We start from the raw sequence: 19,584 nt of genomic DNA, 5'->3' as shown, positions 1-19,584 counted from the left end.
GCTTCACGATTTGCTGATGCGGTTCCGGCAAACCAGCCAAGTCACAGTCCTCAACGGGTGGGTCGACGTGCTCGGTGTCCCCGAAGGAAGCGTCGAGTGGGCTCAGCGCCACGCAGAGGTTGTTGGCCTGTACCAAGGGGTGCTCCAACAGGTATCCAGCCTGCCCGAGGGTGACCCGAACCGGGACCGAGCCCTGCGCTATGCCCCGGCGTGGTACCGCGCCGTCGTCTGGCAGAACCTCTGGCAGAGCAGCCAACAGCGCCCCAGCCAGGTCGTGAGCGACGCCGCACTCGATCAACTCGGGTCTATCGCCGAGATCCTCTCCTACCGCCTCCCCGGAGCAGCCGCTAGTCCGTCCGATGAGGCGGTCGCTCGACTCCGACAAGAACTGGAGGACTGGCTCGACCTACTCGCCGAATCAGCCGATGTCCCCCAGTCGGCGCGGGAGGAGATTGCAGGCCAGATCCGGCATGTGCTCTGGCTGCTGGACAACATCGACACCTTCGGTGTCGCTCCGGTCGTCCGGGAAGCGCGCACCGTCGTCGGCCGAGTCACCGAAGCATCGGCAACGCAAAACTGGGCGAAGAAGTGGACGACGCGCATCGGTGCGCTCGTGCTCGCGCTCGGTCTCCTGACCCAGGGCCTGGAGGCGACGACGCAGGCGTTGGAAGCAGCCCAGGAGACGGTCACCGTCGTCAGCGAGATCGTGCGCGGTGAGTCCTCAGGTAGCGAGGCTCAGACCAACCGCCCGGCCCTGCCAAGCGGCTCCGGCGCCGATCCAGTCGACGCGGAAGAGACGGCCACTCCGGGCGGCTGATGGCTCCGACGAACCCGCCTTGCGACGATCCTCCGACCGCGATCCCGCAGACGAACGGCTGATTCACCAGAGCACGAACCTCGCCACATTGAACGCCTGGCGGGCCGTGCCACGCATGCCCAGGTGCAGCACGGCCGTCTCACCGGACTCCGAGATCAAGGCGCTGCGGTGGTCCGGCTGCCCCGGTTTTGTCGGTGCCCTCCTCTAGCGTCCGGCCTGAGCGTCACACCGCCCCGGGGGGTGCGCTATGGAGCAGAGGAGCACACGCATGGCTCGATCGTCGTTCGTCAGTTTCCACTACCAGAACGACTACTGGCGGGTCCAACAGGTTCTGCAGATGGGTGCGATCGAAGGGCAGGAGGTTCTCTCTCCGCAGCGGTGGGAGAGCGTCAAGGCCCGTGGCGCCAAGGCTATCCAGGACTGGATCGACAAGGAGATGGCCTACAAGCGCGGCGTCATCGTCCTGATCGGGTCGCAGACCGCCTCTCGCCCGTGGGTGAAGTACGAGATCCAGAAAGCATGGAACGCCAAGAAGCCGCTCGTCGGCATCCGTATCCACGGGCTCAAGAACAACAACCTGCGGACCTCGACCGCGGGACCTAATCCGTTCGCCCAGATCAGCATCTCGAACAGCACCAAGACGCTCGCCGACTACGTCCCCGTCCATGATCCGGCCGGACGCGACAGCACCCAGGTCTACGCGAGCATCAAGAACAACGTCGCCTCGTGGATCGCCAGCGGCTACAAGCGGCCCTGATGATGCACCCCGACTCGGACCTAGACTGCGATTTCTGCCAGATCGTCACCCGCGAAGAACCAGCCCGGGAAGTCTTGCGTACGGACAAGGTCGTCGCCTTCTTCCCGCTCGATCCGGCCACCCTCGGGCACACCCTCGTCATCCCACGCGAGCACATCCCCGACCTCTGGTCACTCGACGACCAGACCGCCCGCGACCTGACTGACGCGACTCTGCGCATCGCGCGCGCCATCCGAGCAGCGATCCCGCTGGACGGCCTCAACATCATCCAGTCCAACGGCGAAGCAGCCACGCAGACCGTGTTCCACCTGCATGTCCACGTCGTTCCCCGCCGCGCCGACGATGCAATGGGTCCCATCTGGCCAGCGGAGACCCACTGGAGCGACATGGACAAGAACGACGTGCAGGACAGAATCCGCGCCACTCTCACGTCGGGTGCAGGCGAACAGGACGGCGCGCCTTGACCAGTTCCCCCGGCGCCATGGCCTTCGATGCTGAAGACCGCAGGAAGCACCTGGACTACGTCCAAGCGGTCATAGCCCGACTCTCGCAATCTTCAGCGACTGCCAAAGGCTGGAGTCTTACCATCGCAGGAGCCGCCTTCGGGTTCTCCGCAGTCATCGAGCGCTGGTACCTCGCACTCCTAGGCTTGGCCATCATCATCTCGTTCTCGATCCTCGACATGTACTACCTCTACGAAGAACGACTCTTTCGCTGCCTCCACAATGGCGTCGTTGCCGGAACCGTCCCGCCGTACTCCATGGACAAGAACATGTTCACGGACCAAGCATCCAGGCTGGACACGTACACGTCCTGGTCGGTCCTCGGGTTCTACGCCCCCCTTACGCTCGCCGGGATCGCCGTAACCGGCATCTCGCTCCTGACCGGGTGAGCCGGAAGCGGCGATGATCCCCGACGCCCAAACACTCACCTTCCTGCTCGTACTCGCGGAGTTCGACTCCGACGACGGGCATCAAGCCATCATGTGGATGGACGAAGACAGCGTCGACTACTGGGAGATGCCCTACGCCGGTGCATGTTGGCCTTGTATGCGCGTCCGTAACGACGCGGTCTTCCGTGGCCGTCCGGTTCCCGGCCTCACGCTGCCGGAGGCATACGACATCCCCTACTGGCGTGCCGTGCAGGATGGCGCCGACGCTGTCGCCTTCCTGCGCCAGCACGAGAGATGTGGCGAGACTCCGCTGGCTCTCCGTTCCGCGCGGAATGGAACCCTGCCTACGGGTGACCCAGCGTCGGTGCCGCCGCCGGTCCAGTTTGGCTAGCAGCCGGATCGGCCGGGGCGGCTCATGCGCAGCAACTGGTCGGCTTGTCTGACCGGAACAGCCCGGCGGCGATCCGAAGGGCCTCGCTCATCGTCAAGTAGGGCGCCCAGGTATCGGCAATGTCGTCCACGGTCATCCCAGCCTTGACGGCGTAGGTGGCCGCGAGCATCACGTCTCCGGCGCCGTCGAGAGCGGCGTGCACGCCGAGGACCTTGCCGGTGTCCGCGTCGATCACGATCTTGAGTGCCCCGAGGGTGTCCTGGTTGGTCAGCGCGCGGGGAATGTCCTGCCCGCCGAGGACTCGGCAGTCGCAGGCGTGCCCGGCGGCCAGCGCCTCCGCTTCGGTCAGTCCGGCGCTGGCCAGTTGAGGGCGGGTGAAGATGACGGCGGGGAGGCCGGTGTAGTCGACCTCGCGCTTGCCGCCGAGGGCGTTGACGGCGGCGGCACGGCCGGTCTCGGCGGCGACGTAGACGTACTGCGGGGCGCCGGACACGTCCCCTGCCGCCCACACCTTCGGGTTGCTGGTCTGCTGCCGCGCATCGACGGCGATGAACCCGCGCTCGTCCACCTCGATCCCGGCCGCCGCCAGGTCGAGCCCGTCGGTCCGCGCCTGGCGGCCGGTCGCGATCAGCAGCCGCTGGGCGGTCACCGTCTGCCCAGCGTCGGTGGTCACGCTGACGACACCCGCCTCCGCCGCCACCTGGACGGCGCGCTGCTCGACGACGGTGATGCCCACCCGGTCGAACGCCTCGCGCAGCACCTCGGCCAGTTCGGGCTCGGTGTGCGGGGCCAGGCGGCCGATGAGGGTCACGCGGGTGCCGAGCCCGGCGAACAACTGGGCCTGCTCCATGCCGACGTAGCCGCCACCGATGACGATCAGGCTCTCGGGCAGGTTCTCCAGTTCCATCGCCGTGGTCGAGGTCAGCCAGTCCACCCCGTCCAGGCCCGGCAGGTCCGGGGTGGCGGGCTCGGAGCCGGTGGCCACGATGTAGGCGGCGGCGGGCAGCGGCTCCCCGTCGACCAGCAGCGTCTGCGGGTCCGCGAACCGCGCCTCACCACGGCGGATGTCGAACCCGTGCGCCTCGGCCACGTCCAGGTACTTCGCGGTCCGCATCTGCTCGATCAGGTCGTCCTTCTGGCCCACCAGCGACCGCAGGTCGACCGGTCCGGCGCTGGTCGGGACGCCGGGGAAGGCGCTGTGCAGGGCGTGCTCGCGCTGCCCGCTGGCGGCCAGCAGCGTCTTGCTCGGCACGCAGCCGACGTTCAGGCAGGTCCCGCCGACCACGCCCCGCTCGACGAGGACGACGCTCTTGCCCTGGGCGCGGGCGTGGATCCCCGCCGCCATCGCAGCGCCGCCGGTACCGATGATTGCCAGGTCGAGTTGGTCCACGTTCGCTCCTGCACAGGTCGAGGAAGACGGTCGGCGTGGACCGTAAAGCCTCCCCTGCGGTGGAAGGTCAAGCCGAATACGGTCGACCCGTGCGCATCGGCGAACTGGCGACGAACGCGGGCCTCACGGCCAAGACCATTCGCTTCTACGAAACCGCCGGAGTGCTGCCCGAGCCTGAGCGGCAGCCCTCCGGGTACCGCGACTACAACGGCAGCGCGCTCGCCCGACTGCGGTTCGTCAAGGCCGCGCAAGCCGCCGGGCTCACCCTCGCCGAGATCCGACAGGTCATCGCTGTCCGCGACCTCAGCGGCCCACCCTGCCGCCACGTGGCCGACCTCCTCGATACACACGCCGCCGACCTCGACCGCCGCATCGCCGAACTGGCCGCACTGCGCGACGACGTCCAGCGGCTCCGCGACCGTGCCAAGAGCCTCGATCCCTCCCGCTGCGACGACACGGCCGTCTGCCACGTCATCCCCGCAGACGATCCCGCTGCGCACCCTCCGGCCCGGATACCGTGACCCGATCCGGCCGCCGCGCCGCTGACTAGGAGAGGCCCTGCGATGAGCCTGCTGGGACGGCAACCGGCCGACAACGGTGAGCGCGCGCACTGCGGCTGCTGCGGGCGCGATCTACCCCGATCGGCAGTGCACGAGTTGGGCGGCACCCCTGGCGTGTTCATGTGCCGCCGCTGCGCCCTCTGGGTCGCGACGAGGCGTGGCCGTCGCCGGTAGCGCGCCCCCGCTACACGCACTCGTTCGGCGCTCGACCGGGGCGAGGTCCTCGCGCACGAGGCGGCGGTGTCGCAAGGCCGTGAGATTCGGAGTGACACTCGGATGAGATTCGTCAGCTGATCTAGCACCGGCGAACCCGGCAGCCGCCTGCTCGCCCGGAACACACACCGGCCCGGTCCCTCCTCCGAGGGGCCGGGCCGGTGGCGTTCCGGAGCCGGGTCAGGGGGTGAGCACGACCCGCCCGACGGCCTTCCGGCTCTCGATGTACTCGTGCGCGGCGGCGGCCTCGGCGAGCGGGAAGGTGCGGTCGACGAGCACGGTCAGCCGGCCGGCGGCGACGTCGTCCACCAGGTCCTGCACCATCGTCTGGACGCGCGGCGTGGTGATCTCGCCGCCCAGGTAGACACCGGTGAGCGACTGGTTCAGCCGGCCCAGCACGCCGGCGTTGAACGGCGAGAAGTCCCGCCCGGCGTTCCCGACGGTGATCGCCCGGCCCCGGCGGCCCAGGCAGGCGACGGACTGCTGGAGCATCGAGCCGCCGACCGAGTCCACGACGAGGTCGACGCCGCGCCCACGATCGGAGAGGCTCCGCACCTCCTCGACCCAGCCGCTCTTCGAGTAGTCGACGGCGTGGTCCAGGCCGAGCTCGGCGAGCGGCTCCAGCCGGGCGAGCGAGGACGCGGTCGCGATGACCGTCGCCCCGGCCCGCTTGGCCAGCTGGATCGCGGCCACCCCGACGCCTCCGGCACCGGCCTGGATCAGCACGGTCTCGCCCTCGCGCAGCCGCCCGAACTCGAAGAGGCAGTCGTGCGCGGTGCCGAAGGGGATCGGCACGCAGGCGACCGCGGTGACGTCGGCACCCGCGGGGATCTTCCACGTGGTGCGCGCGGACACGGCGAAGAGCTCGGCGTGCGAACCATGGCTGTTGGTGGCGACGACCCGGTCCCCGACGGCGCGGTCGGTCACGTCGTCGGCGACGGCGACGATCGTCCCGGCGGCCTGGTAGCCGACGATGTGCGGCTCCGACAGGAGGGGGCCGCCCAGCCGGTTGAGGGTGTCCCCGCCCTCGATGGAGACGGCCTCCACCTTGATGACGACACCGCCCGGCGCGAGCTCGGGATCGGGGACCTCCTCGTACTGCAGGACGTCCGGGGGACCGTTGCGGTAGTAGACGGCAGCCTTCATGGGTGCGCTCCTGATGGTCGAGATGGTCGGCCCGACCGGACTGTCGGGCCGCGAGCGGTGTCCCGGCTCAGCCGGGCAGGTCCTCCGGCACGGTCACGTACCTCGAGCGCAGGTACTCGCCGACCGACTTGCCGATCTGGTCCACCCGCAGGTTCGACGAGCCGCCGGTCCCGAGCAGCCCCTCGAGCACGAAGTGCACGGCCCGGAGGTGCGGGAACTCGTGCCGGCGCAGCGTCAGCTCGCGCGCCTCGGGCATGAGCGTGCGGAAGGCGTCGGTGGTGAGCGTCGTCCGTAGCCACTCCCAGTGCGCCGGGTCGCTCACCCAGAGCCCCACGTTGGAGTTGCCGCCCTTGTCCCCGGCCCGCGCGTGCGCCAGGTCGCCGAGCATCACCCGGCGCCCGCCCGTCGGCGGTGCGGCCTCCGGCTCGGGGTGCCGGGGCTGCGCGATCTCGTCGTCGGTCGCGACGCGGGACGGCGTGGGTGCGTCGATGACCGTGCCGTCGTCCATCACCGCCCGGTGCACCAGCACCTCGGCGGGCAGCAGTGCCGGCCAGTAGTCGATCCGCGGCCACGGCTCGCGCGCGGCCTGCGCGTGCCCGTCGTGGTGGAAGCCCGGGAAGCCCTGCAGGTACAGGCTGCTCACCGCCTGCGGGAACGCCCGCAGCTGCTCGCGCTCCCGAGCGGTGGCGATCACGCGGATCGGGACCGTCGCCGCCCACTGGGTCGCCGGGTCCGGCGCCGCGGTGCCCAGCGCGGTCACGTCCAGCTCGTCGACGACGTCGCCGAGCAGCAGCTCGAGCTGCTCGCGCAGCAGCGCCACCTTGGCCTCGACGTCCGGCGACGTGCAGAACAGCATCGTGGAGATCTCGAAGCCGATCGGAGCGAAGACGGCGACCTTCGCGGTGGCCGGCGGCGGCGACCCGGTCACCGGGGCGATGGCCACCCGGTCCCGGCCGACCTCGGACAGCTGCACCGTCTCCAGGTGCACCGTCGCGTCCGGGTTGAGGTACCGCGGCCCCTGGATCTCGTAGACCAGCTGGGCGGTCACCGTGTCGACGGTGACCATGCCGCCGTCGCGGGCGTGCTTGGTGATCACGCTGCTGCCGTCGGCGGCGATCTCGCCGATCGGGAAGCCGGGCCGGACGATGCCCGGCACGGTGCGGAAGCCGGAGAAGTTGCCGCCGGTGGCGTGCGCACCGCACTCGATGATGTGCCCCGCGGTCACCGCGCCGGCCAGGGCATCCCAGTCGTCCGGCGTCCACCCGTGCCACCAGGCGGCCGGGCCGACGGTCAGCGAGGCGTCGGTGACCCGCCCGGTGACGACGATGTCGGCCCCGGCCCGCAGCGCCTCGGCGATGCCGAACCCGCCCAGGTAGGCGTTCGCCGCGATCGGCTCCACGCCCCAGTCCTTGAGCGGCGCGGACGTGTCCAGGTTCTCCAGCGCGAAGCCCTCGGCGTGGAACTCCTCGAGCCGGCCGACCAGGTTGTCGCCCTCCACGTGCGCCACCCGCAGCGACAGCCCCGCCTCGGCGACCAGGCCGCGCAGCGCTGCGGCCATGCCCGCCGGGTCGAAGCCGCCGGCGTTGCTCACCACCTTGATCCCGCGCTCGGCGATCACCCCCAGGTGCGGGGCGAGCTGGCGCAGGAAGGAGGCGACGAAACCGCCGCGCTCGGGGTTCTGCCGGTACGTCGTGGCCAGCCCGGCGAGCGTGACCTCGGCCAGGTAGTCGCCCATGAGGACGTCGACGGGGTCCCCGGCCAGCGCCTCCTCGATCGCGGTGAACCGGTCACCGAGGTAGCCGGAGAAGTTGCCGATGCGGATGGGACGCCGGTCACTCATGTGCGGACGGTAGCGAAGACCCGATCCGGGCCGGTGACGCACGGTGGACGGCGGGATACGGTCGCCTCCCGCCCGCCGACCATTCAAGGAGCCGCCGACGTGAGCCCTGCCGACGTCCTCGCCGACCTGGCCAACATCTACCGGGATCTGCACGAGCACCCGGAGCTCGCCTTCGCCGAGCACCGCACGGCCGGGATCATCGCCGAGCACCTGACGGCGCTGGGCTACGAGACGGCCACCGGGGTGGGCGGCACCGGCGTCGTCGGCGTCCTCCGCAACGGGCCCGGCCCGACGGCCCTGCTGCGCGCCGACATGGACGCGCTCCCGGTGCAGGAGGAGACCGGCCTGGACTACGCGAGCACGGCCCGCGGCACCGCCCGCGACGGCTCCGAGACCCCGGTCATGCACGCCTGCGGCCACGACGTGCACGTCACCTGCCTGCTCGGCGCCGCCGCCACCCTCGCGGCCGAGCGCGACACGTGGCGCGGCACCGTGCAGCTGGTGTTCCAGCCCGCCGAGGAGGTCGGCGGCGGCGCCCAGGCGATGATCGACGACCAGATCTTCGACCGCTTCGGCCGCCCCGACGTGGTGCTCGGCCAGCACGTCGGCCCACTGCCCGCCGGCCTCGTCGGCCTGCGGCGGGGTCCGGCGTTCGCCGGCGCCGACATGCTGCACGTCGTGATGCACGGCCGCGGTGGCCACGGCTCCCGGCCCGAGACCACGGTCGACCCGGTCGTCATGGCCGCCGCGACCGTCATGCGGCTGCAGACCGTGGTCTCCCGCGAGGTCGCGGGCGGGGAGTCCGCCGTCGTCACCGTGGGCGCGCTGCACGCCGGCAACGCCGGCAACGTCATCCCCGAGCGCGCGGAGATGCGGGTCAGCCTGCGCTCCTACGACCCCGACGTCCGCAACCGGCTGATGACGTCGATCGAGCGGATCGTGCGCGCCGAGGCGGCCGCGTCCGGCGCCCCCGAGGAGCCCGAGGTGAACCTCCAGGAGTCCTTCCCGGTGCTGGTCAACGATCCGGACGCCTGCGCCCGGACCCAGGCCGGCTTCGATCGCGACCTCGGGCCGGGGCTCACGGTCGATCCCGGCAAGGTCACCGGCAGCGAGGACGTCGGCCTGCTCGCCACCGCCGCCGGGGTGCCGCTGGTCTACTGGCTGCTGGGCGGCGCGGACCCCGCGGCGTTCGCCGGGGTGAGCGACCGCGACGGCCTGCAGCGCGTCGTCCGCGAGCTGCCGTCCAACCACTCGGCGCAGTTCGCGCCGGTCATCGAGCCCACGCTCACGACCGGGGTCAAGGCCCTGGTCTCGGCCGCGCGCACCTGGCTGCCGGCCGAGGGTCGCGGGTAGTCCGGACGCCGAACGCACAGGAGGGGTGGAGCCGGTCGGCTCCACCCCTCCTGCGCGTCGTGCGGTGCTACCCGATCAGCTGGTCGGGACCGTGATCGTCGCGATGCCGATCAGGAAGCCGCCCGCGAGGGCGTCGGTGTTGAAGGTGGAGTTCAGCAGCTCGGCGGCCTCGGCGCTGAGCAGCACCTCGGTGCCCTGGAGGGTGGCCTCGCCGCCCTCGATGGTCGGCGGGTTCAGGGTGCTGCCGTCCAGGTCGAACAGCGGCGCGCTGGGCACGGCGAGCTCGCCGTTGACGGAGACGTCACCGAACAGGCGGGACGGGGTGCCCGGGTCGATGGTGAAGTTGGTCAGCTCGACCGTGGTGCCACCGGCGGCCAGGCTCAGGCCACTGCCCTGGTGGAACACGGTGCCCTGCACGTAGGGCTTGTAGCCGGTCTCCTTGTCGAACACCGTGACGGTGCCACCGGTGATCGGGAAGGAGATGGAGCCGTCGGCGAGCGAGGCACCCCCGACGGTGCCGGGGGTCAGGCCCAGGGTGGTGAGGGCCTCGACGAAGCCCGCGTCCAGGGCGACGGCGGTGCTGCCGCCGGCGGGGATCGCCGGGAGGGAGGCGACCGGCTCGGGGCGGGCGAACTGGGCGCTCGAGGACGAGCTCGACGAGGTCGACTCGTCGGCGGAGGCGTCGTCGCTGCTGCAGGCGCTGAGGCCGAGGGCGGCGGAGAGGGCCACGCCGGCGACCAGGAGCTTCGTGGGGGAGCGGAACTGCTTCATGGGATCTCCTCGTGTCGATCGGGATGTCACCGGGTCTTCGCCCCGACGTGACCGATCGGATTGCGCCCGACCGATTTTTCTTTTTCCGGCCCGGACGTGAACCGGTCGGCCCCTCGCGTGCGAACGCAGGGGGTGAGCCGATCCCGCTGTGCCGTCGCCCCCCGCCCCGTGACCCCGGGCGCCGGTCGATGAGCCTCGCGATCGCCGACCCGGCGCCGGCCGACCTCTACGACACCGCGCTGCGGTCCGCCGGCCGGCCGGAGGAGCGGTGGCAGTGGTTCGCCCACTACGAGGGGGGACGGCGGCACTCGCTCGCCGAGGCGCTCGGTCAGTGGGTCGGCCGTGCCGACGATGCCGACCGCGACCTGCTCGCCCGGGCCGAGGGCACCGTCCTCGACGCCGGCTGCGGGCCGGGCCGCCTGGTCGCCGAGCTCGCCGACCAGGGGCGCGAGGCGATCGGCGTCGACACCTCGCGGGTCGCGGTCCTGCTGACCCGGGCCCTCGGCGCCACCGCCCTCCGCCGGTCCCTGTTCGACCCGCTGCCCGCCGAGGGCTCCTGGGACACCGTGCTGCTCGCCGACGGCAACATCGGCATCGGCGGGAACCCGGTCGCGCTGCTGACCCGGTGCCGCGAGCTCGTCACCTCCGCCGGCCGGGTCCTCGTCGAGCTCGACCCACCCGGCACCGGCCTGCGCGCCGCACGGGTCCGGCTCGAGCGGGGCACCGAGCGCGGCAGCTGGTTCCCGTGGGCGCACGTCGGTGTCGACGCCGTCGACGCGCCCGCGGCGGCCGCCGGGCTCCGGGTCGAGGCGGTCTGGGAGCGCGACGGCCGCTCCTTCGCCAGCCTCGCGCCGGCCGCCGGCGACGACGCGGCCGTCCTGCGGCTCCGGGCGTCCTGATGCGCGTCCTGGTCACCGGGGGCGCGGGGTTCATCGGCTCGCACGTCGTCGACGCCTTCGTCGCCGACGGGCACGAGGTGCGGGTGCTCGACGCGCTGCTGCCCGCCGTCCACCCGGTCGGCAGCACCCCCCGCCTGCCGGACGGCGTCGAGTTCTCCCACGGCGACGTGCGCGACCCGGCCGCCGTCGACCGGGCGCTGGACGGCGTGGAGGCGGTCTGCCACCAGGGCGCGATGGTGGGCCTGGGCATCGACGTCCAGGACATGCCCGAGTACGCGGGCATCAACGGGCTGGGCACCGCGGTGCTGCTGGCCGCCATGGCCCGCGCCGACGTCGGCCGGCTGGTGCTCGCCTCCTCGATGGTCGTCTACGGCGAGGGCCGCTACGAGTGCCCGGTCGACGGCGTCGTCCCGGCCGCCCCGCGGCGCCGTGCGGACCTGGACGCCGGCCGATTCGAGCCGCCGTGCCCGACCTGCGGGCGGCAGCTCGCCTGGGGCACCGTGGGGGAGGAGACCCCGACCGATCCGCGCAACACCTACGCCGCCACCAAGCTCCACCAGGAGCACCTGGCCGCCGCGTGGGCGGCCTCGACCGGGGGCGGCGCGATCGCCCTGAGGTACCACAACGTCTACGGCCCGCACATGCCGCGCGACACCCCCTACTCCGGGGTCGCGGCCATCTTCCGCAGCGCCCTGGAGACCGGGCACGCACCCCGCGTGTTCGAGGACGGCGGCCAGCAGCGCGACTTCGTGCACGTCACCGACGTGGCGCGGGCCAACCTCCGCGCGCTGCTCGCCCCTCCGCCCGATGCTGCGCTGCGCGCCTACAACGTCGCCTCGGGGCACCCGCACACCGTCGGGGACATGGCCAGGGCGCTGGCCGCCGCGTTCGGCGGCCCCGATCCGCAGATCACCGGCGAGTACCGGATCGGCGACGTGCGGCACGTCGTCGCCAGCCCCGCCCGTGCCGAGCGCGAGCTGGACTTCCGGGCCGAGGTCACCTTCGCCGACGGGATGCGCGCGTTCGCCACCGCTCCGCTGCGCCCGGCGCCCTGAGAACGGACTTTCTGCACCGAAAGTCCCGAACTTTCTGCACCGAAAGTCCGGGAGGGGGTCACCAGGGGGTGCGGACGGTCACCTCGACGGCGAGCGCCAGCAGCGCCGAGAGGGCCAGCCAGAAACGGTGCGAGCGCGCCGGCAACGACGCCGTCGCCGGCAGCAACCAGACCACGAACGGCAGCCAGATCCGCTCGGTCTCCCCGAGGACGAGACCGGAGAGGTCGCTGACCGCCATCCCGGCCAGCGCGGCGGCCGGCAGCCAGACCAGCCGGCCGCGCACCCCGGCCAGGCCGGCGATCACCGCGGGCCCGGCAGCGAGCACCGCGGCGGCGGGGTTGGCGGCCAGGAACCAGGTGGCGTGGGCCGCCCGGTCCTCGTAGCTGGCGCCGTCACGGACCCGTTGCGACACCACCTCGATGCCCTCGAACCACCAGTAGCCGCCGACGGTGAACAGCGCGGCCACGAGCAGCACCCCGACAGCGGCCGCGGCGAGCACCCGCAGCACGCCGTCCCACCCGAGCCGCGGCCGCTGGACCAGCACGACGGCGAGCGCGACGAGCCCGGCGGCGGCGAGCCCGAAGGACAGGTACAGGCTCACCCCCAGGACGACGCCGCCGGCGAGGGCCAGCGCGGCGCGGGTGCGGGACGGTGCCCGCACGGCGGCCAGTGCCAGCAGCGCGACGCCCCAGGCGGTCACCCCGGCGAAGAGCGCGTCCGCGCTGGTGGCGATCCAGACCGCCCCCGGCAGCAGGACGGCGAACGGCGCGACCGTGCGGGCGGCGGCCTCGTCGGCCACAGCGCGGACGGTAACCAGCACGGCCGGCACCGCGAGCGCACCGCCGGCGATGCACAGCGCCGCCGCCCAGCCGGCTCCGCCGAGGCCGATCCGGTCCAGCAGCACGAAGGCCAGCAGGGCGCCCGGTGGGTGCCCGGACACGTGCGTGACCCAGGGGTCCGGCGAGCTCACCGGCACGGAGTCGACGAACGTGGACAGGAAGGTCCCGAGGTCGCCCACCCGGCCGACGTCGTGGACGTACTCGTGCTCGGTGGCCATCGGCGCGGCGAGCGACCCCCATCCGCTGCTCACCGCGAGCGCGACCGCCCAGGCCGCCGCACCGGCGGTGCTCGCCCCGAGCAGCGCCGGCCAGCGCAGCCGGCGGGCCAGGGCCGGGCCCCACAGCACGCCCGCGACCGCGACGAGCAGCGGCAGCAGCACGCGGGCGGTGAGGACGACGTCGAACGGCCCGACGACCAGGTAGCCCTCGCGCAGGTGCAGGTCGCCGCCGTCGCGGGTGATCTGCCGGCCGGTCAGCCAGACGGCCAGCACGCCCGCGGCGACCAGCGCGACGGTGAGCCCGCGCGCGGCGCTCCCTCGGGAGGCGGTGCGCGCCGGCTCGACCAGAGGAGGGGCGGAGGTCACCCGCCGGACAGTAGGTGGCCGCGGGGCGCTTCGCCGGGCAGCGAACCGATCGGGGCGTCGGGTGCGAACCTAGGTCATGGACGCTTCCGCGCACCGCCCGACGGTCGACGTCGTCCTGCCCTGCCTGGACGAGGCGGCCTCGCTGCCGTGGGTGCTCTCCCGCCTCCCGGCCGGCTACCGGGCGATCGTCGCGGACAACGGCTCGACCGACGGGTCGGGCGCCGTTGCCGCCGAGCACGGCGCGATCGTCGTCGCGGTGCCGCAGCGCGGGTTCGGTGCGGCCGCGCACGCCGGGCTGGAGGCCGCCACCGCCGACGTCGTCTGCTTCTGCGACGCCGACGGCTCGATGGATCCCGCCCAGCTGCCCCGCGTCGCCGACCCGGTGCGCGCGGCGGAGGCCGACCTGGTGCTCGGCCGGCGCCGTCCCGCCCGTGGCGCCTGGCCGGTGCACGCCCGCGTGGCCAACCTGGCGCTGGCCCGCATGCTGCGCCGGCGCACCGGCCTCCGGTTGCACGACCTGGGCCCGATGCGCGCCGCCCGGCGCGAGGCGCTGCTCGGGCTCGGCCTCACCGACCGGCGGTTCGGGTACCCGCTCGAGATGGTCACCTCGGCCTCCGACGCCGGCTGGCGCGTGCGCGAGGTCGACGTCGACTACGCGCTCCGCACCGAGGGCTCGACGTCGAAGGTGACCGGCACCGTCCGGGGCACCGTCCGCACGATCCGCGACATGAGCGCGGTGCTGGCCCGATGACTGCGCTGCGGACCCAGGTCGTGGTCATCACCAAGGCGCCGGTGCCCGGCCGGAGCAAGACCCGGCTCACCCCGCCCTGCACCCCCGAGCAGGCGGCCGGCATCGCCGCCGCGTCGGTGGGGGACACGCTCGACACGGTGCGCGCGACCCCGGTCGCCGGCCGGGTCGTGGCGCTGGACGGCGCGCCCGGTGAGCTCGACCTGACCGGCTTCCGCGTCGTCCCGCAGGTCGGGGGCGACCTGGGCACCCGGCTGGCGGCGGCTTTCGCCGGCGCCATGGCCGGTACCGCGGCGCCGACCCTGCTCATCGGCATGGACACCCCGCAGGTGACGCCCGACCTGCTGGTCCGCTGCGCGCAGCGGCTCGAGCGCGGCGGCCCGGGGACGGCGGTCCTCGGCACCGCGCCGGACGGCGGTTGGTGGGCGCTGGGCCTGCACCGGGCCGACGGCGCGGCGGTGCTGGCGTCGGTGCCGATGTCGCGGGAGGACACCGCCGTCCGCACGCGGGCGGCCCTGAAGGCGGTCGGGCTGATCGTCATCGACCTGCCCGAGCTCACCGACATCGACCACTTCCCCGACGCCGTGGCCGTGGCGGCGCAGTGCACCCCGGAGAGCCGGACGGCGCGGGTGGTCGCGGCGACCGTCGCGGACGTCGGCAGCCGGGCATGAGCACCGCCCTCGACCGGATGCTCGGCGCCCCCGTGCCCGGGCCGCCGGAGGCGCTGCGCCGCGGCCCCTTCCGCGAGGGAGCCTTCTCCAGCCCGCTGCACTCCGAGCGCCGGGCCGCCCGCGTCGGCGTGTGGCTGGGCCTGGCCTTCACGATCTGCTTCGTCACCGGGCTGCTCAGCCATCTGATCCAGTACCCGCCCGGCTGGTTCGTCTGGCCGGCCTCGCCGTCCTGGCTCTACCGGGTCACCCAGGGGCTGCACGTGGCGACCGGGCTGGCGGCGGTCCCGCTGCTGGTGGTCAAGCTCTGGACGGTCTTCCCGGCGCTGTTCGCCTGGCCGCCGGCCGGCTCGATCGGACGCGTGATCAGCCGGCTGTCGATCCTCGTGCTGGTCGGGGCGGCCGCGATGCAGCTGGTCACCGGCATCATCAACACCGCGCAGTGGTACCCGTTCGGCTTCTTCTTCCCGACCGCGCACTACTGGACGGCGTGGATCGCGATCGGCGCGATCGCGGTGCACGTGGGCGCCAAGGCGCCGGAGATCCGGCGCGGGCTGGCCCGGCGGGGGACCCCGGCCGCAGCCGCCGAGGAGGTCGAGGCCGAGGAGACCGGCGCCGTGCCGCGGCGGGCGTTCGTGCTGGCCACGGGTCTGGGCGTCGGTGCGGTCACGGTCACCACCGTCGGGCAGACGTTCTCGCCGCTCGGGTCGGTGTCCCTGCTCGCGCCCCGGCAGCCCGGGGTCGGCCCGCAGGCGCTGCCGGTGCGGCAGACCGCCAAGGCTGCCCGGGTCACCGACGTCGGCCCCGAGTACCGGCTGGTGATCGAGGGCCCGAACCGGCTGGAGCTGACCCTCGACGACCTCGCCGCGTTCCCGCAGCGCACCGAGCGGCTGCCGATCGCCTGCGTCGAGGGCTGGAGCGCGAACGCCACCTGGACCGGCGTGCGGCTGGGTGACCTGCTCGCCGAGGCCGGGCTGGCCCGGGACACCGAGGTGATCGTCGAGTCGCTGCAGGAGGGCGGGCTGTACCGCCGCTCGACCGTGGCGCCGCCGCACGCGCGCAGCCCGCGGACGCTGCTGGCCACCGGCCTGAACGGCGCCCCGCTCGACCCCGACCACGGGTATCCCGTCCGGCTGATCGCGCCCAACCGGCCCGGCGTCATGCAGACGAAGTGGGTCACCCTGGTGACGCCGGCATGACCGCCGACGTCGACACCCGCGGCCTCTGGTGGCGCTGGCTGTTCCTGCTGCCGGGACTCGCCGCGGTGGGCTACGGAGTGTTCGGGCTCGTGACCGCCGACGTGCCGCTCGACGCCTGGGCGACCTGGTTCGTGGGCAGCGCGCTGCTGCACGACCTGGTGCTGGCACCGATCTGGATCGGTCTGGGCTGGCTGGCCGCCCGGGTGCTCCCGCGCGCCGCGCGCCCGGCCGCCGTCGTCGGTGGTGCGGTGGCCGGGGTGCTCGCGCTGGTCGCGTTCCCGTTCGTGCTCGGCTTCGGCGCGGACCCGGACAACCCGTCGTTCCTGCCGCACGACGTCGGCCGCAACCTGCTGCTGATCGTGCTCGCCGTGCTGCTCGCCGCCGCGCTGTGGGGGACCGTCGCCACCCTCCGCGCCCGGCGCGGTTAGTGGGCCGCTGAGGCAGAAGCAGGGGAGATGGTGCGAGGCCGGCCGAGCTCGTGGTTGTCCACCACGACAGAGGCCCGTTCCCACGGGCGCGCGCTGGCGAAGTACAGACGTTGGGCGCCGGTGTAGCGCCGCATCAGCTCGTGCACGGCGTCACCGGACAGGCCGTCCCGCTCGGCCATGCGTCGCTCGGTCTCCTCGAACGGCACGTCCAGGTAGATCGAATGGTCCCAGAACGACACGAGCTCGTTCCGGTGGAGGAAGGTGCCTTCGACCACTACCAAGGCATCCAGTGGAGCGAGCCTCGCCTCCGGTTCAACCGTTCGTCCGGTACGGCGGTCGAAGGAGGAACTCCGGTACCTCCCATCGCCCGAGCTGAGTGGCTCGAGCGCCCACGAACGGAGTGCCGAGTAGTTGTACGAGTCGAGCCAGAAGCCCTCCGCTGAGTGCCGCCCTCGTGCATGCCGGACCTCGGCCGGGTTGAAGAAGTCGTCGACGTGCAGCACGAGCACCGGACGAGTGGTGATCCGGCGGGCGAGTTCCGCTGCGAACGTGGTCTTACCGCTGCCGCCGACCCCGTCGATCGCCACCAGCGCGCGGCGGTCGGCAGGCGCGGCCGCGAGCACGCCGTCCACGATCGCCGGGAAGTCGCCGTCCATCCGGGCGGACGCTAGCCCAGGCCGAGCCCGGCGAGGACCGCCTGCGCCGTTCCGCCGTCGGCGGCCGCCAGCAGTCCGGACCGGTCGTCGTCCGGCCGGTAGGTGCTGCCGTCGGGTCGCACGGCGACGCCGCCCGCCTCCGTGAGCAGTAGCGCACCGGGTGCGTGGTCCCATGCCAGCGTCCGCCAGAACAGCACGAAGTCCGCCTGGGCTTCAACGATCCGGGGGTACTCCACGCCGGCGCAGGTGGTTTGCGGCGCCAGGTCCCCGAACCGGTGCTCGTTCGCCTCGATGGCGCGTCGCGCATCCGGTGAAAGGAAGCGTCGCAGGACGGCTCCGCGGAGTGCCGCCAGGTCGCCCGGGTCGGCCGGCTCCCGGTGCAGGCGGACGCCGTCGCGCCAGGTGCCGCCACCCAGCTCGGCGGTGTACGTGCGTCCGTGCTGGGGCTGATGCACCACGGCGGCGACCGTCTGGCCCCGGTCCACGAGCGCCAGCATGATGGCGTGGTCGGGTGATCCGGCGAGGAACTGCGTCGTGCCGTCGAGCGGGTCGACCAACCACACCGGGCGATCGCCGCGCAGCGCTCCCAACAGGGACGGATCGGCCGAGACGGCCTCCTCGCCGACCACGGGGAAGCCCGGGGTGAGCTCGGCCAGCCCGTCGGTCAGGAGTGGTTCCGCCTCGCGGTCGACCCGGCTGACGAACTCGCCCGGCGACTTCTCCTCCCCGGCCACTCCCTGACCGAACGCGGGGACGTGCACCCGGGCCGCGACATCGCGGACCATCGCGGCGACCGCATCCAGGTTCGCTCCGGTCAGGTGAGCCTCCGGATCACCGACAGCGGCAGTACCCGCAGGAGGAACCCGATCGGCACCCACGGCCACGCCGGGACGTAGGCCTTCGCGCGGCGCTTCTCGATGGCCGCGACCAGGCTTCGGACGCCGGTCGGGGTGTCCACCATGAACCGCGTCTTCTGCTGGACGTGCGCGTTCATCTCCGACCGGATGTAGCCCGGGTAGATGACCGTGACGTCGACGCCGGGGATGCGCTCGACCCGGAGCCCCTCGGCCAGCGCCGCGACACCGGCCTTCGTGGCGGCGTAGGTGGTCATCGCCTTGCGCATGCCGCGCAGCGCCGAGATCGACGAGATCAGCACCAGGTGGCCGCGCTGCTGGCGGCGGAAGATCTCCAGCGCCGCCTCGGTCTGGGCCAGCGCGCCGACGAAGTTGGTCATCGCCGTCGCCCGGTTGACGTCGGCCTGGCCGGTGCCGAGTGCGGCGCCCTTGCCGAGTCCGGCGTTCACGACCACCCGGTCGATCGTTCCGAAGGAGTCGGCGAACCCGCCGAAGACGGTGGGGACGGCGTGGGCGTCGGTCACGTCGAGCGCTGCGGTCTCCACCCGCCGGCCGGTGCGCGCACGGATCTCCTCAGCCAGGGAGTCGAGCCGCTCGGTGCGCCGGGCGCACAGCGCGAGGTCGTAGCCGAGGTCGGCGAACTGGCGGGCCATCTCCTCGCCCAGACCGGCGCTCGCGCCGGTGATGAGGACGACGCCGCGGCTCACGCCGCACCCCCGGCCTGCTGCTCGGCACCGCGGATGCGCGCACCCATGCCGAGCATCTGCCGGTCGTACAGCGGCCGGACCAGCCGCTTGGTCCAGAAGGCGAGCCGCGCGTTGCGGTCGGGGAGGACGAGGAAGCGCTTCACGTCGACGGCGCGCACGACCCGCTCGGCGATCTGGTCGGCGCCGAGCTTCGAGCCCTCGATCAGCCGGGTGGCCACCGTGTCCATCATCGGGTCGTCGCCGCCCAGCGAGGCCGCGAGGTTGGTGCGGAAGAACGACGGGCAGACGACCGAGACGTCGATGCCCCACGGCGCCAGCTCCCACCGGAGGCTTTCCGAGAGCGCGACCACCGCGGCCTTCCCGGCGTCGTAGGACGTCATGGCGGGCGGGTGCACCAGGCCGGCCGCCGAGGCGACGTTGACCAGGTGACCGCGCCCCTGCTCCTTGAACAGCGGCACGAAGGTGCGGCATCCGGTGACCGCGCCGAGGACGTTGACGTCGAGAACCCGGCGCCAGTGCTCGGCGGTGAGCCGGTCGATCCGCCCGCCGGCGGCGATGCCGGCGTTGTTCACCAGCACGTCCAGGCCGCCGAACTCGGAGCGGACGCGGTCACGCGCGGCGCGCCAGTCGTCGTCGGAGGTGATGTCGAGGCGCTGGTAGACCGCCCCGGCGGGCACCGCGGCGTCGGCGGCCAGGTCGGTGACCATCACCCGGTCGCCGCGGGCGGCGAACTGGGCCGCGAGCGCGGCGCCCAGGCCGGATGCACTGCCGGTGATGAGCACCCGGCGCGGGCCGGTTCGTGCTGCGTCGTCCATGG

Annotated in this window: 22 protein-coding genes; 13 read left to right on the top strand and 9 right to left on the bottom strand. The window is 73.0% G+C overall.

Going from position 1 to position 19,584, the window contains the following annotated elements:
* The first annotated feature begins 16 nt into the window (after nt 1–16).
* The 5 genes from CRP29_RS15390 to CRP29_RS15370 all read left to right on the top strand — a co-directional run bounded on the left by CRP29_RS15390 (nt 17) and on the right by CRP29_RS15370 (nt 2,857).
* A complete protein-coding gene (locus CRP29_RS15390) occupies nt 17–817 on the top strand; it encodes a hypothetical protein (RefSeq protein ID WP_097195922.1) in 801 nt (266 codons plus the stop codon).
* A 268-nt stretch (nt 818–1,085) separates the two neighbouring features.
* Nucleotides 1,086–1,574, top strand: a complete 489-nt coding sequence (locus CRP29_RS15385) for a TIR domain-containing protein (protein ID WP_097195921.1) — start codon at nt 1,086–1,088, stop codon at nt 1,572–1,574.
* Nucleotides 1,544–2,038, top strand: a complete 495-nt coding sequence (locus CRP29_RS15380) for an HIT family protein (protein ID WP_217991616.1) — start codon at nt 1,544–1,546, stop codon at nt 2,036–2,038. The genes CRP29_RS15385 and CRP29_RS15380 overlap by 31 nt, the downstream gene beginning before the upstream one ends.
* A gap of 17 nt (nt 2,039–2,055) precedes the next feature.
* Nucleotides 2,056–2,466, top strand: coding sequence for a hypothetical protein (locus tag CRP29_RS15375; RefSeq protein WP_097195920.1), 411 nt, complete (start codon nt 2,056–2,058; stop codon nt 2,464–2,466).
* A 13-nt stretch (nt 2,467–2,479) separates the two neighbouring features.
* Nucleotides 2,480–2,857 carry a hypothetical protein gene (locus CRP29_RS15370; protein WP_097195919.1) on the top strand — a complete coding sequence of 126 codons (378 nt, stop codon included), beginning with the start codon at nt 2,480–2,482 and terminating at the stop codon, nt 2,855–2,857.
* A gap of 22 nt (nt 2,858–2,879) precedes the next feature.
* Here the strand turns inward: CRP29_RS15370 and merA are convergent, their stop codons facing one another.
* Nucleotides 2,880–4,247, bottom strand: a complete 1,368-nt coding sequence (gene merA / locus CRP29_RS15365; protein WP_097195918.1) for a mercury(II) reductase — start codon at nt 4,245–4,247, stop codon at nt 2,880–2,882.
* A gap of 89 nt (nt 4,248–4,336) precedes the next feature.
* On the opposite strand from merA, the gene CRP29_RS15360 reads away from it, so the two are divergent.
* The gene (locus tag CRP29_RS15360) at nt 4,337–4,768 is read left to right on the top strand and encodes a heavy metal-responsive transcriptional regulator (RefSeq protein ID WP_097195917.1); all 432 of its coding nucleotides are present in this window, start codon (nt 4,337–4,339) and stop codon (nt 4,766–4,768) included.
* 432 nt (nt 4,769–5,200) lie between these two features.
* Here CRP29_RS15360 and CRP29_RS15355 read toward each other — a convergent pair whose 3' ends face one another.
* Together CRP29_RS15355 and CRP29_RS15350 are read right to left on the bottom strand one after the other, a co-directional pair.
* A complete protein-coding gene (locus CRP29_RS15355; RefSeq protein ID WP_097195916.1) occupies nt 5,201–6,166 on the bottom strand; it encodes a quinone oxidoreductase family protein in 966 nt (321 codons plus the stop codon).
* Nucleotides 6,167–6,233: 67 nt separating this feature from the next.
* On the bottom strand, nt 6,234–8,006 hold the full coding sequence (locus CRP29_RS15350) for an acyclic terpene utilization AtuA family protein (RefSeq protein ID WP_097195915.1): 1,773 nt from the start codon (nt 8,004–8,006) through the stop codon (nt 6,234–6,236).
* A 99-nt stretch (nt 8,007–8,105) separates the two neighbouring features.
* Between CRP29_RS15350 and CRP29_RS15345 the strand changes: the two genes are divergently transcribed.
* Nucleotides 8,106–9,359, top strand: coding sequence for an amidohydrolase (locus tag CRP29_RS15345; RefSeq protein WP_097195914.1), 1,254 nt, complete (start codon nt 8,106–8,108; stop codon nt 9,357–9,359).
* Nucleotides 9,360–9,434: 75 nt separating this feature from the next.
* On the opposite strand, the gene CRP29_RS15340 is transcribed toward CRP29_RS15345, so the two are convergent.
* A complete protein-coding gene (locus CRP29_RS15340; RefSeq protein WP_097195913.1) occupies nt 9,435–10,130 on the bottom strand; it encodes a hypothetical protein in 696 nt (231 codons plus the stop codon).
* Nucleotides 10,131–10,318: 188 nt separating this feature from the next.
* Here CRP29_RS15340 and CRP29_RS15335 point away from each other — a divergent pair, with 188 nt between their 5' ends.
* Entirely contained in the window at nt 10,319–11,029 is a 711-nt protein-coding gene (locus CRP29_RS15335; RefSeq protein WP_097195912.1) for a class I SAM-dependent methyltransferase, read from the top strand.
* A complete protein-coding gene (locus CRP29_RS15330) occupies nt 11,029–12,084 on the top strand; it encodes an NAD-dependent epimerase/dehydratase family protein (RefSeq protein WP_097195911.1) in 1,056 nt (351 codons plus the stop codon). The genes CRP29_RS15335 and CRP29_RS15330 overlap by 1 nt, the downstream gene beginning before the upstream one ends.
* Before the next feature lie 58 nt (nt 12,085–12,142).
* On the opposite strand, the gene CRP29_RS15325 is transcribed toward CRP29_RS15330, so the two are convergent.
* Nucleotides 12,143–13,507 carry a hypothetical protein gene (locus CRP29_RS15325; protein WP_097195910.1) on the bottom strand — a complete coding sequence of 455 codons (1,365 nt, stop codon included), beginning with the start codon at nt 13,505–13,507 and terminating at the stop codon, nt 12,143–12,145.
* A gap of 76 nt (nt 13,508–13,583) precedes the next feature.
* Here CRP29_RS15325 and CRP29_RS15320 point away from each other — a divergent pair, with 76 nt between their 5' ends.
* The 4 genes from CRP29_RS15320 to CRP29_RS15305 are packed head-to-tail and all read left to right on the top strand — an operon-like array spanning nt 13,584 to nt 16,550.
* Complete coding sequence (locus CRP29_RS15320; protein WP_097195909.1) at nt 13,584–14,258, top strand: glycosyltransferase family 2 protein; 675 nt, start codon at nt 13,584–13,586, stop codon at nt 14,256–14,258.
* Nucleotides 14,255–14,926: a TIGR04282 family arsenosugar biosynthesis glycosyltransferase gene (locus tag CRP29_RS15315; protein ID WP_097195908.1), complete on the top strand. Its 672-nt coding sequence runs from the start codon at nt 14,255–14,257 to the stop codon at nt 14,924–14,926. The genes CRP29_RS15320 and CRP29_RS15315 overlap by 4 nt, the downstream gene beginning before the upstream one ends.
* Nucleotides 14,923–16,122, top strand: coding sequence for a molybdopterin-dependent oxidoreductase (locus tag CRP29_RS15310; RefSeq protein ID WP_097195907.1), 1,200 nt, complete (start codon nt 14,923–14,925; stop codon nt 16,120–16,122). Before CRP29_RS15315 ends, CRP29_RS15310 begins: the two co-directional genes overlap by 4 nt.
* Complete coding sequence (locus CRP29_RS15305; RefSeq protein WP_097195906.1) at nt 16,119–16,550, top strand: hypothetical protein; 432 nt, start codon at nt 16,119–16,121, stop codon at nt 16,548–16,550. The genes CRP29_RS15310 and CRP29_RS15305 overlap by 4 nt, the downstream gene beginning before the upstream one ends.
* Here the strand turns inward: CRP29_RS15305 and CRP29_RS15300 are convergent.
* From CRP29_RS15300 to CRP29_RS15285, 4 genes are read right to left on the bottom strand one after another with little or no spacing between them, the layout of a single operon-like run.
* Nucleotides 16,547–17,206, bottom strand: a complete 660-nt coding sequence (locus tag CRP29_RS15300) for a nucleoside/nucleotide kinase family protein (protein ID WP_097195905.1) — start codon at nt 17,204–17,206, stop codon at nt 16,547–16,549. The genes CRP29_RS15305 and CRP29_RS15300 overlap by 4 nt on opposite strands.
* A gap of 11 nt (nt 17,207–17,217) precedes the next feature.
* Nucleotides 17,218–17,991 (bottom strand): inositol monophosphatase family protein, encoded by a 774-nt coding sequence (locus CRP29_RS15295; RefSeq protein ID WP_097195904.1) that lies wholly within the window; start codon nt 17,989–17,991, stop codon nt 17,218–17,220.
* Between the two features lie 29 nt (nt 17,992–18,020).
* The gene (locus CRP29_RS15290) at nt 18,021–18,767 is read right to left on the bottom strand and encodes an SDR family oxidoreductase (RefSeq protein ID WP_097195903.1); all 747 of its coding nucleotides are present in this window, start codon (nt 18,765–18,767) and stop codon (nt 18,021–18,023) included.
* A complete protein-coding gene (locus CRP29_RS15285) occupies nt 18,764–19,582 on the bottom strand; it encodes an SDR family NAD(P)-dependent oxidoreductase (protein WP_097195902.1) in 819 nt (272 codons plus the stop codon). The genes CRP29_RS15290 and CRP29_RS15285 overlap by 4 nt, the downstream gene beginning before the upstream one ends.
* Nucleotides 19,583–19,584 lie beyond the last annotated feature (2 nt).

Origin of the sequence: Blastococcus aggregatus, from assembly GCF_900221005.1 — a bacterium.
GTDB classification, from domain to species: domain Bacteria; phylum Actinomycetota; class Actinomycetes; order Mycobacteriales; family Geodermatophilaceae; genus Blastococcus; species Blastococcus aggregatus.
This window is presented reverse-complemented; position numbering and strand designations above follow the sequence as displayed.

What these genes read in the sequence shown, in the direction of transcription:
- CRP29_RS15390 (WP_097195922.1), top strand. Translation starts at nt 17, where the DNA reads ATGCGGTTCCGGCAAACCAGCCAAGTCACAGTCCTCAACGGGTGGGTC.
- CRP29_RS15385 (WP_097195921.1), top strand. Translation starts at nt 1,086, where the DNA reads ATGGCTCGATCGTCGTTCGTCAGTTTCCACTACCAGAACGACTACTGG.
- CRP29_RS15375 (WP_097195920.1), top strand. Translation starts at nt 2,056, where the DNA reads ATGGCCTTCGATGCTGAAGACCGCAGGAAGCACCTGGACTACGTCCAA.
- CRP29_RS15370 (WP_097195919.1), top strand. Translation starts at nt 2,480, where the DNA reads ATGATCCCCGACGCCCAAACACTCACCTTCCTGCTCGTACTCGCGGAG.
- CRP29_RS15355 (WP_097195916.1), bottom strand. Translation starts at nt 6,166, where the DNA reads ATGAAGGCTGCCGTCTACTACCGCAACGGTCCCCCGGACGTCCTGCAG.
- CRP29_RS15350 (WP_097195915.1), bottom strand. Translation starts at nt 8,006, where the DNA reads ATGAGTGACCGGCGTCCCATCCGCATCGGCAACTTCTCCGGCTACCTC.
- CRP29_RS15340 (WP_097195913.1), bottom strand. Translation starts at nt 10,130, where the DNA reads ATGAAGCAGTTCCGCTCCCCCACGAAGCTCCTGGTCGCCGGCGTGGCC.
- CRP29_RS15335 (WP_097195912.1), top strand. Translation starts at nt 10,319, where the DNA reads ATGAGCCTCGCGATCGCCGACCCGGCGCCGGCCGACCTCTACGACACC.
- CRP29_RS15330 (WP_097195911.1), top strand. Translation starts at nt 11,029, where the DNA reads ATGCGCGTCCTGGTCACCGGGGGCGCGGGGTTCATCGGCTCGCACGTC.
- CRP29_RS15320 (WP_097195909.1), top strand. Translation starts at nt 13,584, where the DNA reads ATGGACGCTTCCGCGCACCGCCCGACGGTCGACGTCGTCCTGCCCTGC.
- CRP29_RS15315 (WP_097195908.1), top strand. Translation starts at nt 14,255, where the DNA reads ATGACTGCGCTGCGGACCCAGGTCGTGGTCATCACCAAGGCGCCGGTG.
- CRP29_RS15310 (WP_097195907.1), top strand. Translation starts at nt 14,923, where the DNA reads ATGAGCACCGCCCTCGACCGGATGCTCGGCGCCCCCGTGCCCGGGCCG.
- CRP29_RS15305 (WP_097195906.1), top strand. Translation starts at nt 16,119, where the DNA reads ATGACCGCCGACGTCGACACCCGCGGCCTCTGGTGGCGCTGGCTGTTC.
- CRP29_RS15300 (WP_097195905.1), bottom strand. Translation starts at nt 17,206, where the DNA reads ATGGACGGCGACTTCCCGGCGATCGTGGACGGCGTGCTCGCGGCCGCG.
- CRP29_RS15295 (WP_097195904.1), bottom strand. Translation starts at nt 17,991, where the DNA reads ATGGTCCGCGATGTCGCGGCCCGGGTGCACGTCCCCGCGTTCGGTCAG.
- CRP29_RS15285 (WP_097195902.1), bottom strand. Translation starts at nt 19,582, where the DNA reads ATGGACGACGCAGCACGAACCGGCCCGCGCCGGGTGCTCATCACCGGC.